The organism is Runella sp. MFBS21, assembly GCF_029433105.1.
Lineage (GTDB): Bacteria > Bacteroidota > Bacteroidia > Cytophagales > Spirosomataceae > Runella.
Genome location: NZ_JARNTW010000023.1, coordinates 24,598 through 40,451, shown reverse-complemented (window position 1 = coordinate 40,451; position 15,854 = coordinate 24,598). Strand labels below are relative to the sequence as shown.

Here is a 15,854-nt window from a genome sequence, read left to right as displayed (position 1 = left end):
GATTTAATCTTCCACCTCCAAAATACCTCCTTGGAGGTGGAAGATTGATTTTGTTTGTAACTCATCCGCACGACAATAGTCTTTTGCTGCTACTTTCGAGCGTGTGCCATTGGTGCATACTACGATGATGTTTTGGAAGGACACAACCTCTTGTCGTCGCTCTCGAATATCGGCTAGTGGAATATTAACCCCTCCTATATTAAACTCCTCAAACTCCCAAGGCTCACGCACATCTACAATGATGGTTTGGGGTTGTTGTGCTAGAATTTCTAAAGTAGCTAGCGAAATATCTTCATAAGAAATACTCATTACTGCTGTTGTTTCATCCATTTAACAGTTATGTCCACGATTTCGTGGTTAAAATTTTGCTCAAGGTGCTGGGTGTATTTTCTATTTTGGATGAGTTTGTAATACTCCTCAAAAGACTGTATTTTCCCAAACCAGTGGTCGCTATTTTTGATGAGTTGATAGTTACCTTTTTCTCCCAAAACCTCATTGACAAGCTGAGCAATGCTTTGGGCAGATTCTGGACTGATGGCTTTTTCGTCAAACTCCCCATGCAGAGATAAGGTAGGAGTAGCTGCTTCTATCCATGCTTGAGTGATGTTTTGCTGATTGAGTTCGGGAAAAAAGGGTGCTGCTTTGCCAAAAAATGTTCCTCTGTAGTATTGCAATGGATTTTCTTTAGAAGTCAGAATCGCTTCAAAATCTGGATTTTGGATTAAATCACTTACGCTTTTGTTTTGGATGAGCCATTCAAAAAGTAAGGGAGTGACCATGCGAGTCGTGGCATCAATGGCTTGGAGGGATTCCTTATGAAGCATAGGCTGTTTTCTGAAGACATCAATCATGTGCTCAAACCAAGGTTTGGTAGTACTACCATAAACCATAATACCACGCGGCTTGCTAGGAGCTTGGGCCGCTAGAAGGGGAGCGATTGAACCACCTACGCCGTGTCCAAAAATAAAGGCTTGGGTACTATCTACAAAAGGTAGTTTTTTGAACTTAGTAAAAGCATTTTGAAAAGCAGAAAGTTCTTCTTGAAAACTCAACCTAGAGCAATCTTTTGTTCCTTGGCTTTCGCCAATTCCGGGTTTTTCGACTCTAAAAACCACGTAACCAGCTTTAACCCAGCCATCAATAAGCTTTTTGATAGGAGATAAGGAGTCTTTAGAAAAGTCGATAGAGCTACACTCGTAGTCTTGGATATAAAATATAGCAGGAAAGCGAGTCGCCCCGTATGGCTTATGTATAAGGGTGCGTAAATACCCTCGATTGTAGGCTACTTCGCCGTAGCTTATTTCTCCTTTTGATGATTCTTTGCGGCCTGCTACTACCTGCCCGACTACTCTGTTTTTACGACGTCCTCTGATGTATGTAATCGAAATAGGTTCGTTTTCGTAGATACTTTTTTCTAATTTCTGGAAATCATACAAATAAAGAGAGTCGATATTGTTGACCGCCACTAAAATATCATTGACTTCAATACCGAGTGCTGCGGCTGTGAGTCCTGGAGTAACAGATTTTACCCAAATTCCTCTGGTTTCTAGTACACGTTCTTCGGCCAACAAAGAATCAGATGCTTCGACGTATTGAATTCCGAGAGAACCTTTGTGCCTTAAATGCTGAGCTAGTACTGTAAAACCTGTCAGAAATAAGAAGAAAAATAATAAACTAAAACGCATCTGATTGGAAATTTAATCGTTGAAAGGCATATAGATTGCGACTGTTTTGTAACTTCTATCAACAGTGACATTGATAAATTTTATTACAAAGGTCGTGCCTGAAAAGTGATTTCGGAGAGCAAACCTACAGAATTGAACCTCAAAATTAATTTTTGAGCGTTGGATTTTTGAGCTATGTCGTTGCAATGAGGCCCTTTTTCTAAAAAATAGACATAAAATTTTTGATCTCTTCCCGCCAATTGATTAATGTCTGGGCGGCCAAACATCCTTCCTACCTCTTCAATATGCTTTCCTAAAAGTTTATCTTGAATTTGTTTTAAGTCATTTTCGAGCCCTTTTCGGACGTCATTGCACCCACCTCGGTCGCTTCTCCATTTTATTAAATCTAAATTCCCGAATTTGTCGGGGGGAGAACTACATCCTCCCCAAATAGATGAGAAAAAGAACGAAAAAACTAAAATACGAAGATGTTTCATGCCAGCGGAGATTAAGATTCTTGATATAATGCTTGCAGTAATACCTGTCCTACCGCTTTCAAAGTGGCGGGGTCGATATTGCGCATATCATCTTCATGAGTATGCCAATCTTCAAAAAAAGTTTTTTGAGGATTGTTGAGTTGAAGGTGGATAATGTCAACCATCGGAATCTTGGCAGTTTCGTTGATGGGTAAGTGATCGTCAGTAATGGCCGAACCGTCTTGTTGGATAAAGTACGAATTATACCCAAGTTGACTGGCTAGGTTCCATATGTTTTGGGTGATTTCGCCAGCGTATTGTTTTGAAAAGGATTCTTTGGGAAATGTCGCTCCTTTAGCGCCCACCATGTCGAGCAATACTCCGTAATAAGCAGAATAATTAGGAACATGCTTATTGGCTGCCCAATATTGAGAACCTAGACAAAATCCCGTGAATTTGTCTTTGGCAACGGCTGAGTTACCGCCGTCTTCTACATCAAAGAAGATAAAATCAATTCCGACGGTAGGTTTTTGATTGGCTTGCTGGATCGTACGGGCTAGTTCGAGCAAAACCCCCACACCACTTGCACCATCGTTGGCACCATCGATAGCACCTTGCTTATTGGTAGGGTCTTCGTCGGCCACTGGTCGGCTATCCCAGTGCGAAGCCAGCAAAATGCGCTTAGGAGCCTGCGGATTGATAGTACCAATGATATTGCGGGCGTTGAGTTTGCGGCCGTCGTAATTGGTAGCCGTAAACTTCTGCTCAATGACGCTACAGCCCAGCCTTTTCAATTCGGCTACTAAATAATCCCCACAGCGAGTATGCGCAGTGGAGTTGGGAACGCGAGGTCCAAACTTGACTTGCTTTTCTACAAAAACATAAGCTGAATCACCACTAAAATCAGGTGTTTTGACGAGTGTGGAAGAAGTTTCGCTTTCGGTGGTTTGCTCGGAAGAGGTATTGGTTTTGCAATTCCAGAGAAGACTAAAAATCGTGAGGATGACAAGTGATTTACAGAATCTGTTCATGAGTTTAATGTTGGAAACGACAAAATTATGGGTTTATCGATTAGATAAAATTCCCAATAAATAACTTATGTTTTTCATTAACGTCGAATGAGTGATAGATATTGGCGTATAAAAAATAACAGTGAAGGGTGTTGTCTGGGTTATAGGATTGATTGACAGTATATTATGGTTTAATTCAAGAAAAAAAGATGATGCCTAATACCACCCCAATAAAAAAGCTACGAATCAATATTGAGAGATTCGTAGCTTTTAGAAAAAAACAAAAAATTATTGGGCTTTTTTGCCAGTGACTCTAAATGTATAAGTGTAGGCGCGACCAGTGCTGTCTTTAGCATTCACAATATCATCAAGAGCGATAGTTCCGCCACCTATAGTACCACTTTTTGCACCTGCGTTGAACATATCAAAAATCGCTGAGTTAGACTCGTTTTTTTTGAGCTCAATACTGCTGTACACATCGGTATTTTTATCGGTAGTTCCGTCGGTATATTTTGCAGTTTCAATGTAAGAAATTGTAACTACGTTAGAAGAGGTTTTAGAAACATCTAATATTGCACTCAATTCACCACCTGTACCTTTAAAAGGTAAGACGTAGCTCTGGGATTCTTCAATAGGTGAATCATTATATTTGAAAGCAATAGTTATTTTATCAACGTTGTAAGTGCCAATTACCTGCTCTGCAGGCTCAGGTTCTGGTTCGGATTTAGAACACCCCCCCAAGAGTGCTACTGAAACAAATAAAAATGCGTACAGATGTTTTTTCATGGAATTTGTGTGTTAAATGTGGGATTGGAGTGTTTTGCAAAGTTATTCCCCCAAAAATAGGGAGGTTTGTAAAAAAACTTACAATTGTAAAGAAAAACCCTAGCAAAATATTAAATCTTTGTAAAAGTTGCAAGTGTCTTGATGTATTTCTTTCTAGGCTTTGGCGTGAGGCCAATAGTCATATTGGGCGTATTGCGCTGCTTCATTGGCTAGTGCTTCCCCGAGCAGTTTACTGACTACATAGTAGGACATATCAATCCCCGCCGATACCCCTGCCGACAAAATAACATGGCCATTATCAACATACCTCACATGATCTAGCACTTCAATATTGGGTGAAATAGCTTTCAGCGAATCTAGCGCTTTGAAATGAGTGGTAGCTTGCAGACCTTCCAAAATTCCTGCTTGAGCTAAGATTAGAGCACCCGTACATACTGATAATGTCAGTTCAGCGAATTTAGCTTGTTTTTGTACCCATTCTATAACTACGGGATTGTGCATTTCGCGGCGGCTGCCAAAAGGAGAACCATTGGGATGATAGCCACCCCCACCTGGAATCAGAAAAATAGGTGCTAAAGGACATTCATCTAGCAAAAAATCAGGAACAATAGTCAGCCCGTTGCGTGCAATGATAGGCGACTTTTCGGCCACTGTAAAGACATTAAATGGTTTTTGTGGAAGTGTACGTAAGCCCGCAACGCTAAATACCTCGTAAGGCCCAGCAAAATCAAGGACTTCTACATCGTCAAATAAAAATATGGCAACGTCTCTAGTCGTAGACATAAGTCTTTTAGGTTTCTATGGTTTTTGTTTTACGAACAAATTTACGACCTAATGTAATCAAAACAACTCCAGCGAGTACTACCAAGGATGCGATAAGTGAGCGAGTACTTAGTTTTTCATTGACAAAAATCCACCCTAAAATCATTGCAACCACTGGATTAACATAAGCATAAGTAGCTGTAAGGGTAGGAGGTGCATGATGAAGTAGCCACACATAAGCCGAATAACCCACAAACGACCCCATAATAATTAAATAAAGAAGTGCCAAATAAGTTTGGGTAGTCATCAATGATAAGGTAGAAAAAGCCTGTGGCTCCAACCATACACTCATCAGCAGCGAAAATATGCCCCCACCAAGCATCTGAATAGCGGTAGTTTGCATTTGAGGAGGCATATCAAGATAGGGGGATTGTAATGAACCCCACGCCCAAGTAATGGAACCAATAAAAACCAAACTGGCAGGAAAAAGTGGGATTTCTTGGTTTGTGATTTGCCCCAATGGATTCAGTAAAATATACATTCCTACCAAGCCTACCGCCAGTCCTAAAAGGGTAAGCCATGAGGGTTTTTGTTTTGAAAAAAAATAATAATCTAAGCCTACTATCCATCCAGGCAAGGTAGCTACCAGTAGCGCTACCATACCAGTAGGCATAAAGCCGATAGCATAAGCAACGGCACAGTTGCCAATACCACTCAACAATAACCCTACCCAAGCAGCAGAAAGCCACTGTTTTAGGGATGGAATAGAGTACCCACGTAGAAGCGTAAACAAAAAAAACAAAATGCCCCCGACCAAAAAGCGAATCGAGTTGGTTAGGAGAGGGGGAAGGGTTTGGATGGCATATCGTACGCCTAAAAAAGTAGAACCCCATACGATATATACCAATAGTAGATTGAGCCAAAGCTTGGCAGTAGAAGGCGATTTCATGCCCCAAAAATACGACAAATCCACTTGAATTAGGGAAAACTTTATAGATGCTTTCCAATTCAAGAGCCTCATAAAATGACTTTAAGCATAAATCTACTTTTCTAGCTACTTCCTATTCTCAAAAATATTAACTTTGTATCAGTGAAAAATTTGAGAATACATATTGCTTTGGTAATCATGATATGCTTGGTGTCGTTGTTGGTGCCAAGTAGAAGTTACGCTTGCGGCATGAACACCACTGCCACCCAAAATGTAGATCACTCAAATACTCATTCTGAAAAATCGCACAAAAAAGACGGTTGTAAAACTCATTCTTGTAAAAAACATAAGAACTGTGGGGGATGTAACGGTAGATGCAAAGGGCAACTTTGTAGATGTGCGGGTTACAATTATCACATAGTAAGTTTGCCGTCTTTTGTCGAGATAGAACCAAATCTAGCATTTGTCAAAGGCCAAAATCAAAAGTATTATTTCGCTCTTGCCCACATTTCTTCGGGCTTTTATTTGATTTGGTCGCCTCCTAAAATAAGCTAAAAAGCAGACCTAATAGCCATACATGGGTCTTGTCGAAAGCGAATAGTCGCTTTTAAAGAGGTTATTTTATATCATTTATCAAAAAAACAACAAATGAACTCAATATCAAGAGTATTGATGGTAATCTCTGTATTGCTATCAACAGCAAATAGTTTTGCTCAAATCAAAAATCTGACAACAGAAACTATAAAAATTTTGGGGAACTGCGAGACGTGTAAAAACGCCATTGAACAAGCAGGAAATGTCAAAAAGACAGCCCAAGTAGATTGGAATAAGGATACTCAAATGGCGGCTATTATGTATGATAATAAGAAAACAACCCTAAATGATATCCTGAAACGTATTGCCCTGGCAGGCTATGATAATGAAAAGTTTTTGGCACCCGATGATGTATATGCAAAACTAGGTGACTGTTGTCGATATGAAAGAACTTTGAAACCCAATGACAAAAACAATGTGTCAGGGATGAGCATGAAAAGTGAGCATCATCATCATAGTGACAATATGGCTCCATCCGTAAATGAGCCAACTCAGAATATATCAGAACTAAAAGCCATTTTTGAGCACTATTTTTCACTAAAAGATGCTTTGGTAAAAACCGATGCTGACATGGCTGCTGCTAAAGCCAGGGATTTGTCCAATGCACTCAAAGCGGTTGAAATGGGTAAACTTTCTACAGAAGAGCATACCGTTTGGATGAAAATAAAGAAAGATTTAACCGCCAATGCAGAAGGTATCTCAAAATCAAAAAATATTTCAAAACAACGAGAAGCTTTTGCTTTGCTTTCAACGGGTATGTATGAGCTTGGAAAAGTATCAAAACAAGACGCCAGTATCTATTACCAACATTGCCCGATGTATAACAATGGCAAAGGTGCCAATTGGCTAAGCAAAGAAAATACGATTAAAAACCCGTATTACGGCTCTCAAATGTTGACTTGCGGAAACACAGTGGAGACCTTGAATTAATAGGTGATTCTTAATTTTTCAAAATACTCAAATCATGGTAAAATATACATGTCCTATGCACCCTCAAGTGCTGAAGGACGAACCGGGCAAATGCCCACTCTGTGGTATGTCGTTGGTTCCGATGGGCAGCCCTCAACAACATACCCATGCTCACGAACACGACCATCATCATTCGCATGAACATCACACCAAGGATTATAACAAGCACGAGGGGCATCATACAAACGATTTTCTGAAAAGATTTTGGGTGAGTCTCATAATTACGATTCCTATCCTGCTGCTTTCTCATATGATACAGCATTGGCTAGGCTTTAGTTTTACATTTCCTGGCGATAATTATGTGCTATTGGGATTAGGTACCGTCATTTACATTTATGGAGGTATGCCATTTTTAAAAGGAATGGTAGGTGAAATCAAAGCCAAGGCCATCGGAATGATGACATTGGTAGCCATTGCTATTTCAGTTGCTTATGTATACTCAGTTGCGGTAGCACTTGGCCTAAAAGGTATGGATTTCTTTTGGGAATTAGCTACTCTGATTGTGATTATGCTGCTGGGGCATTGGCTAGAAATGCGTTCGCAAATGGCGGCCTCCAAGGCTTTACAATCACTCGTAGCCCTGTTGCCCAACAAAGTGACTGTTTGGAGGCATGGTGAGCAGGTGGAAATCAAACTGGATGAATTGAAAAATGATGAAATCGTTGTCATCAAACCTGGCGAAAAAATTCCCGCTGATGGCATCGTAACTGAAGGTAGCTCTTATGTAAATGAGAGTATGCTTACTGGCGAAAGCGTCCCTGTTAAAAAAGAAGTGAATACTAAAGTTATAGCAGGAGCTGTAAACGGTGATGGCGCATTACAGATAAAAACAACAGGAGTTGGTAAAGATAGTTATCTCAACAAAGTCATTGATTTGGTTCAAATGGCGCAGACTGCTAAGTCTAATACCCAAAACTTAGCCGATAAAGTAGCTAAATGGCTGACGTTTATAGCCATTGGTGTGGGGGTAAGCACATTTGGATACTGGTTTGTAAGCAAGGGGGATTTGGCTTTTGCACTAGAACGGATGGTGACGGTAATGGTGACAGCCTGTCCACACGCTTTGGGTGTTGCTATTCCATTGGTAGTAGCGATTTCTACTACCTTATCGGCTACCAGCGGATTACTAATCCGAAACCGTACAGCATTTGAAATAACCCGAAATTTATCTATTATCATTTTTGATAAAACAGGTACTCTTACCAAAGGGTCGCATGCTGTGGAGAGAATAATACCACTTACTAATACTTTTTCTGCAAATGAAATTCTTCAGTACGCAGCTGCTGTACAACAAAACTCCGAACACCATATTGCGAAAGGTGTATTGAAACGATTAAAGGAACTCAATTTGGAGCTTTGGGTATCTCAAAACTTCCAATATATCCAAGGAGTAGGTGTAAAAGGCACCGTTAAGGGTAAGGAGGTGATAGCTGTAGGGCCTAATTATTTTAACCAAAATAATCTAACACTACCAGAGATTCCTAGTGACATTGATCAAAATACAGAAACAGTCAATTTCGTGTTGATTGATAACAAACCTGTGGGAATCATTTCTTTGGCAGATAGCCTGAGAGAAAGCTCCAAAGAGGCTATCGATGCCTTAAAACAAATGAATATTAAATCTTATTTGCTGACAGGTGACAATGAAAAGGTAGCGGCTGCCATTGCCAAGCAGCTAGATATGGACGGTTATTGGGCTAATGTATTGCCACACAACAAACTAGAAAAAATAAAAGAACTACAGGATAAAGGCGAAATTGTGGCAATGACGGGTGATGGTGTAAACGACGCCCCTGCTTTGGCTCAGGCCGATGTGGGTATTGCTGTGGGATCGGGTACAGACGTAGCCGCCGAAACGGCTGACATTATCTTAGCCAACAGTGACCCGAAAGATGTGGTGAAGTTGATTGATTTTGGAAAAAGAACGTATCGCAAAATGATACAAAATATCGTTTGGGCGGTGGGCTATAATGTGATAGCCATACCTCTTTCAGCAGGAATTTTCTATCCAAAATTTGTGCTAAGTCCCGCCGTGGGGGCCATCCTGATGAGTGCAAGTACTATTGTAGTAGCCATCAACGCTAGTTTACTGAAACTAAATAAATCTTGATGCTATAGTGCATTGCTAAGCTGACAAAAGATGAACAAAATAAAAATCTTAAAATTTATGATGTGGCAGGTAGCAGGGTTGTTACTTGTCACTTCTTTACATGCCCAGACCACAGTTAGGTATGACCTGTATGTAAAAGATACCGTTGTCAACTATGCTGGAAAAGAAAAAAGAGCTATCGCTGTAAATGGGCAAATACCCATGCCAACTCTTGAATTTACGGAAGGAGATACTGCCGAAATAGTGGTGCATAATCTTTTGAAAGAAAGCACTTCTTTGCATTGGCATGGGGTGTTTTTGTCAAATAAAGAAGATGGTGTACCTCACCTGACCCAAATGCCTATTAATCCTGGAGAAACTCATGTGTACAGATTCCCGATTATTCAAAACGGTACGCATTGGTATCATTCACATTCGGGATTACAGGAGCAGATTGGGATGTACGGGAGTTTTGTGATGAACAAAAGGAAAGCAGACAAAACTTTTAGAAAGGGTATCGACGACTTACCGACTATGGCTGTGATGCTGAGTGAATGGACAAACTATAGACCTGAAAACATACAGCGAATGCTACGCTATGCGAATGACTGGGCCGCTATCAAAAAAAATGCCGTGCAATCTTATACTGAATCTTTGAAAGAGGGGCATTTCAGTACCAAGCTTACCAACGAATGGAAGCGGATGTTGGCAATGGATGTGAGCGATGTCTATTATGACAAAGTGATGATTAATGGCAGTACTTCTCAAGATTTGACAAGTATTGATGCAAAACCCTTAAAAGCAGGAGATAAGGTGAGGCTACGTATCTCCAACGGCGGTGCTTCTTCTTATTTCTGGCTTCGGTATGCAGGAGGTAAAATGACCGTAGTCGCTAGTGATGGCAATGATGTAGAACCTGTAGAGGTTGATAGATTAATCATTGCTGTATCCGAAACTTACGATGTGATAGTCACTATTCCGAAAGAAGGGCTTTTTTATGAATTTTTGGCAACGACCGAAGACCGTACACAATCTGCAAGCATTTTTATCGGTAATGGTATCAAGCAACTTATTTCTCCGCTTCCACGTCTGAAATATTTCGAGGGAATGAAGATGATGAATAGCATGATGAAAATGAATGGAAACCTAGACGATATGGGAATGAAGATGACTCTCAATAAAATGGATATGAATGTGGTCATGTATCCCGAAATTACTGGAGTAGCATCAAAAAATGAAGACCATAGCATCCATATGAAAGATAACTCAAATCGCTACAATGCAAATGCTTTGGGCAATATTGTCACCTTAAACTATGCCATGCTGAAATCGCCATCTACAACCACACTTCCCGCCAAAGCCCAAGTGAGGGAATTGTCTTTTACCCTTACTGGAAATATGAATCGCTATGTTTGGAGTATGGACAATAAGATACTTTCAGAAGCCGATAAAATCCCCGTAAAGAAAGGAGAAGTACTTCGCATTGTACTCTACAACAATTCGATGATGCGGCATCCTATCCACTTGCATGGGTTTGATTTTAGACTGATAAATGGCCAAGGGAAAAACGCTCCGCTCAAAAATATAATCGACATCATGCCTATGGAAACAGATACCATCGAATTTCTGGCCAACGAAGAAGGAGATTGGTTTTTTCATTGTCATATCCTTTATCATATGATGGCAGGAATGAACCGCGTATTTGCTGTAGACGACTATAGCAATCCATATCTGCCTGATAAAAATAAAGCCTACAAAATGTTGCAAAAAGAAAGCAATATGGTACATCTGATGGCTCAAAACGACTTTGCTACCAATGGAAATGATGGAGATGCCATGCTGCAAAATGCAAGATGGAGTTTAGGAGTAGAATGGCGATTGGGCTATAACGATATGCACGGCTACGAAACCGAGACCCATTTAGGAAGATACATCGGTAAAACGCAATGGCTGATGCCGTTTATTGGTTTTGATTGGCGTTATCGCAAAATGGGAATGGACGGCCATGAAAAGAATTTGTTTGGACAGGTCAATAAAAAAGACAATCGAAGCGCTATTAGTTTGGGATTTATGTATACGTTGCCTATGTTGGTCAATTTTCAGGCAGAAGTTTACAATGATGGTATTGTGCGTTTGCAGCTAATGCGTGAAGATATTCCGATTTCCCGAAGAATTAGAGCTGGGTTTATGGTCAATACAGATTTTGAGTATATGGGGGAATTGAGATACATTGTTCATAAAAATTGGGGTATTCGTGGCCATTATGATAGTGATATGGGATTTGGTATTGGCTTGTCTGTCAATTATTAATATAATCAAGAGATTTGTATCTAACTTTGTGCACCATGGAAGAAAATAGCAAACTTGACCGCATCGTCGAAGCGCGGATGAAGCTTAAGGAGCGCTTTGAGGAAAAAATCAGGAAAACGCCTTCAATTGCCGATGCACGTCCTCAAGGGCATGGCGAAACCAATCGGCATGGTATGCCTCAAGTACCAGTAGGACAGACCGTCACTACCAAATGGCCAGTGCTGGATTTGGGCTATCAACCCAATGTGACGCTTGACCGCTGGCGACTTTATATTGATGGCGAAGTAGAACATCCAATGGTTTTGACATGGGATGATTTTATGTCACTCCCCCAAACCGAAGATGTATCTGATTTCCATTGTGTAACCACTTGGTCAAAACTGGATATGTCGTGGGTAGGGGTGCGTTTGATGGACATTGCGGCCCTAGTACAGCCCAAAGAAACTGCTACACATTTGATGTGCTATGGATACGATACCTACACCACCAATGTGTCGCTCGAAGAAGCGCTCAAACCTGATGTATTGCTGGCTCATACTGTATATGGCGAGCCACTTCCTAAAGAACATGGCGGGCCAGTCAGGATGATTACACCGCAGCTGTATGCTTGGAAAGGCTCCAAATGGATTAAAAGAATTGAGTTTTTGTCTAAAAATAAACGGGGTTTTTGGGAAGAAAGAGGATATTCCAATACCGCATATCCTTGGCGTAACGATCGTTATAGCTAAGGAATTGAGTACATTTTCAAGTTAAATCGAAGAAAAGAAGTTATTACCTTTTGTCATAAATGAAAGTAGAAGTAATTTATCAAAATTCAAATACGGCTCAGACAGTCATCTATTTGTTTCGGCAAGACGATACCCTCATTGAGCGCATACAATCATTTCCGTTTGCCGATTTTTTGGTACAAGACTTTAAAGCAGAGGCCAAACAAACGCAACTTTTTTACCAAGCAAACCAGAAAGTTTTCTTCCTTGGGCTTGGCAAATCTCCCAAAGAAAGCGATTATATCAAGGTACTTCGTTCATTTTTTTATAAACAAAAAAAAGATTTACCAGATACGGTAGCCCTGAATCTTACGCTGGGTGGAATCGAAACCGAATGGATAAGTGCCATTGTCAATGGAGTAGTGTTGGGAGATTATGATTTAGGTTTGTATAAAACAGAGGGGATGCAACCCACTTTCTTTGGCAAAAATACTTCTTTACAAATCGTAGTAGAAGAGGCTAATACTGAACTAGCCAAGCAACACGCTTTTAGGGGAGAAGCTACGGCCTGGACACAGATAAGAATCATGGACTTGATGAATGCGCCCTCTAACAAAAAATCTCCAGAGAGCTTGGGCGATTGGGCATTAGATTCGGGTACTAAATATGGCTATTTGGTCAACGTTTACAATGAACTCGAATGCGCTCAAATGGGTTTACATGCATTGCTAGCGGTTGGTGAAGGGAGCAAAAATCCCCCGAGATTTATTGTATTGGAGTACAAACACCCAGAAGCAACCCAAAAAGTAGGGTTGGTGGGAAAAGGTGTCACGTTTGATACTGGAGGCGTGTCGCTCAAGCAGTCGACCAACATGCACTACATGAAATCTGATATGGGAGGGGCTGCAGCTGTGCTTGGGACGGTCGAATTGGCCGCTAAACTTCAACTGCCTGTGCACTTGATTGGAGTGATTCCTTCTACCGAAAACTCAATCGATGGTTTGGCTTTGAAGCCTGGAGATGTGATAGGGAGTTTTTCGGGAAAAACCATCGAAGTCATAGATACAGATGCTGAAGGACGCCTTATTTTAGCAGATGGCTTGAGTTATATTCTCAAAAACTTTCAACTTGAAGTACTTATTGATTTGGCAACCCTTACCGGAAGCTGCGTGGCTACCTTGGGGTATCATGCCGCAGGGATGTTTACCAATAACGAAGACTTAGCGGCTAGTTTGTATCAAAGTGGACAACAGACTGGCGAAAAATTATGGCGATTACCACTTTGGGATGATTATAAAGAGGAACTAAAGTCTGATGTGGCGGATGTCAAAAATTTTCATGGTAAACCTTTTGCGGGAGCGATAGTGGCGGCAAAGTTTTTGGAGGTTTTTGTTGACAAACACCCAAGTTGGGCACATTTAGACATTGCAGGCACCGCTTTTGGAGATTCTGAGTTTGGTACTATGAAATCAGGCACTGCTTACGGAGTTCGTTTGTTGATAGAATGGCTAAGAACGCGAGGGTGATTTTTCTTATTTTCTTAAAAAATTAGTTTAAGACTTTATTCGACAAAGACTCTAATCGGTCAACCTATTAAGATAGCAAGATTATATTTTGGTATTCTAGCTAGCTTCTGTTAGTTTTAGGCGTAAAACGACGGATATTTATGAATAAAACATTACTGAAGAGTTTCGTATGGCTAAGCTTGACAGTCAGTACAGCTTATGCCCAACAGCTACAACCACGTTGGGAAGTGGGTGGCGGACTTGGATTGTCGGGATACTTAGGGGATTTAAATAAGTCAGATTTCTTTTCTCAAGAACCCAAATTTAGCGGAGGCCTTTTGGGACGTTATCATTTCAATAGAAATTGGGCTTTAAGGGGTGCTTTGACCTTCGGTACACTTTCTGGAAATGACGCCAATTTTGCCGATCGTGCAGTTCGTGGGTTTAAAACTCGTTCTTCTCTTACTGATTTGTCAGCCATTGTGGAATATGACTTTTTGGGCAAAGGGCGTTTTAAATATGACTCTACGGCATTTCAAGTACGTTTCAAACGTAAATTGTCACCTTATTTGTTTACGGGAGCGGGTCTAGGTTTTACCAATCCCAAGCCTGATTTTACAGGAACTCCCTCGACTCCAGCCAATTTTAGGCAAGGGGCGATTGCTGACCAAGCAGCTAATTATTCCAATACAAATGTTGTCATTCCTTTTGGGATAGGGGTTCGTTATGATTTGAATAGAAACTGGGTGGTAGGTGTAGAAGCTGGCTTTCGTCTTGCTTTTTCTGATTACTTGGACGGTATCAGTCAAGGGGCAAATCCTGGTCGAGACGACCGTTATAAGCTATCTAACATTTCGCTTACTTACCGCTTTGATAAAAAAGACACCGACCGAGATGGGATTCCTGACGAAAAAGACGCTTGCCCCACTGTGCCAGGGTCAGTTAGGATGAAAGGTTGTCCTGATAAAGACAACGACGGAGTGGCTGATAAAGATGATGATTGCCCGGATGTGGCTGGTCTGGCTTCGCTTAAAGGATGTCCAGATGCGGATGGGGATGGTGTAGCCGACAAAGATGATGCTTGTCCAAACGAGGCTGGGTTAGCGTCGTTGAGAGGCTGCCCTGACCGTGATAAAGATGGCATTGCCGACAAAGATGATGAATGCCCTGATGTAGCTGGTAAAGCTGAATTTAAAGGCTGCCCTGATAAGGATAATGATGGCATACCCGACAAAGACGACGCTTGTCCAGATGTAGCGGGTAAAGCCGAACTCAAAGGCTGTCCTGATAAGGATAATGACGGCGTGGCCGACAAAGACGACGCTTGTCCAGATGTAGCGGGTAAAGCCGAACTTAAAGGCTGCCCTGATAGAGATAACGACGGAGTGGCCGACCAAGATGATGCTTGTCCTGATGTAGCAGGAGTGGCACAATTTAATGGCTGCCCAGATTCTGATTCGGACGGGGTAGAAGATGCCAAAGACCGTTGTCCAGATGTAGCGGGTACGCCTGAATTCGAAGGTTGCCCTGATGCCAAGACGTTGAAGGCAATCATCAAAGCCGCCGAGAAGAAAGCCCTTTTGGAAGCCAAAGCGGCCAAAAAACAAGGTGTGAAAATTGATGAGTCGCAAAAACTGCTAGATGTTAAGATTGAGCCAATCTTGTTTGGTACCAACAGTGCCGTGCTACAAGATGCCTACAAAACTATCTTAAACAATATCGCAGATTTGATGACCAAAAATCCAAGTTATAAATTACGGATTTCGGGACATGCCGACAATGTAGGCTCGGATGCTTATAATCAACGCCTGTCCGAGAAAAGAGCGAAGGCATGTCTTGATTACTTGCAATCTAAAGGAATCAGCGCTACACGAGTATTGTTACGTGGATTGGGGGAAACAACTCCTGCTGCCGATAATACTACCGAAGAAGGCAGACAACAAAACCGCCGCGCTGAAGTAGAAGCCTTTAAGCAATAAAAAACGAATAACTTTTACAAAAATGCGAGCGAATGTGATTCGGCTCGCATTTTTGTTTTAGAAGAGATAGCCAAT

At 41.2% G+C, this 15,854-nt stretch carries 13 protein-coding genes and 1 pseudogene; 7 read left to right on the top strand and 7 right to left on the bottom strand.

The window, feature by feature from the left end; translation table 11 throughout:
• Nucleotides 1-3 precede the first annotated feature (3 nt).
• From P1X15_RS27640 to P1X15_RS27610, 7 genes are all read right to left on the bottom strand, one after another.
• Complete coding sequence (locus P1X15_RS27640) at nucleotides 4-309, bottom strand: rhodanese-like domain-containing protein (RefSeq protein ID WP_277341372.1); 306 nt, start codon at nucleotides 307-309, stop codon at nucleotides 4-6.
• A complete protein-coding gene (locus tag P1X15_RS27635; RefSeq protein ID WP_277341371.1) occupies nucleotides 309-1,685 on the bottom strand; it encodes a serine aminopeptidase domain-containing protein in 1,377 nt (458 codons plus the stop codon). The genes P1X15_RS27640 and P1X15_RS27635 overlap by 1 nt, the downstream gene beginning before the upstream one ends.
• An 83-nt stretch (nucleotides 1,686-1,768) precedes the next feature.
• Nucleotides 1,769-2,161, bottom strand: a complete 393-nt coding sequence (locus P1X15_RS27630) for a hypothetical protein (RefSeq protein WP_277341370.1) — start codon at nucleotides 2,159-2,161, stop codon at nucleotides 1,769-1,771.
• An 11-nt stretch (nucleotides 2,162-2,172) separates the two neighbouring features.
• Nucleotides 2,173-3,171: a M28 family peptidase gene (locus tag P1X15_RS27625; RefSeq protein ID WP_277341369.1), complete on the bottom strand. Its 999-nt coding sequence runs from the start codon at nucleotides 3,169-3,171 to the stop codon at nucleotides 2,173-2,175.
• 267 nt (nucleotides 3,172-3,438) lie between these two features.
• Complete coding sequence (locus P1X15_RS27620; protein WP_277341368.1) at nucleotides 3,439-3,936, bottom strand: hypothetical protein; 498 nt, start codon at nucleotides 3,934-3,936, stop codon at nucleotides 3,439-3,441.
• 153 nt (nucleotides 3,937-4,089) lie between these two features.
• Complete coding sequence (locus P1X15_RS27615; RefSeq protein ID WP_277341367.1) at nucleotides 4,090-4,719, bottom strand: DJ-1/PfpI family protein; 630 nt, start codon at nucleotides 4,717-4,719, stop codon at nucleotides 4,090-4,092.
• 7 nt (nucleotides 4,720-4,726) lie between these two features.
• Entirely contained in the window at nucleotides 4,727-5,719 is a 993-nt protein-coding gene (locus P1X15_RS27610) for an EamA family transporter (RefSeq protein ID WP_277341366.1), read from the bottom strand.
• Between the two features lie 555 nt (nucleotides 5,720-6,274).
• Between P1X15_RS27610 and P1X15_RS27605 the strand changes: the two are divergent.
• The 7 genes and pseudogenes from P1X15_RS27605 to P1X15_RS27580 form a co-directional block, all read left to right on the top strand.
• Nucleotides 6,275-6,994 (top strand): annotated as a pseudogene (locus P1X15_RS27605) (DUF3347 domain-containing protein); the annotation flags it as partial.
• Nucleotides 6,957-7,070 (top strand): hypothetical protein, encoded by a 114-nt coding sequence (locus P1X15_RS32645; protein WP_409049711.1) that lies wholly within the window; start codon nucleotides 6,957-6,959, stop codon nucleotides 7,068-7,070. The pseudogene P1X15_RS27605 and the gene P1X15_RS32645, both read left to right, overlap by 38 nt.
• Nucleotides 7,071-7,184: 114 nt before the next feature.
• Entirely contained in the window at nucleotides 7,185-9,299 is a 2,115-nt protein-coding gene (locus P1X15_RS27600; protein ID WP_277341364.1) for a heavy metal translocating P-type ATPase, read from the top strand.
• A gap of 30 nt (nucleotides 9,300-9,329) precedes the next feature.
• Nucleotides 9,330-11,588, top strand: coding sequence for a multicopper oxidase family protein (locus P1X15_RS27595; protein ID WP_277341363.1), 2,259 nt, complete (start codon nucleotides 9,330-9,332; stop codon nucleotides 11,586-11,588).
• Nucleotides 11,589-11,623: 35 nt separating this feature from the next.
• Nucleotides 11,624-12,316: a sulfite oxidase-like oxidoreductase gene (locus tag P1X15_RS27590; protein ID WP_277341362.1), complete on the top strand. Its 693-nt coding sequence runs from the start codon at nucleotides 11,624-11,626 to the stop codon at nucleotides 12,314-12,316.
• A gap of 59 nt (nucleotides 12,317-12,375) precedes the next feature.
• Nucleotides 12,376-13,821, top strand: a complete 1,446-nt coding sequence (locus tag P1X15_RS27585; RefSeq protein WP_277341361.1) for a M17 family metallopeptidase — start codon at nucleotides 12,376-12,378, stop codon at nucleotides 13,819-13,821.
• Between the two features lie 140 nt (nucleotides 13,822-13,961).
• A complete protein-coding gene (locus tag P1X15_RS27580) occupies nucleotides 13,962-15,779 on the top strand; it encodes a DUF6089 family protein (RefSeq protein ID WP_277341360.1) in 1,818 nt (605 codons plus the stop codon).
• Nucleotides 15,780-15,854: the final 75 nt, after the last annotated feature.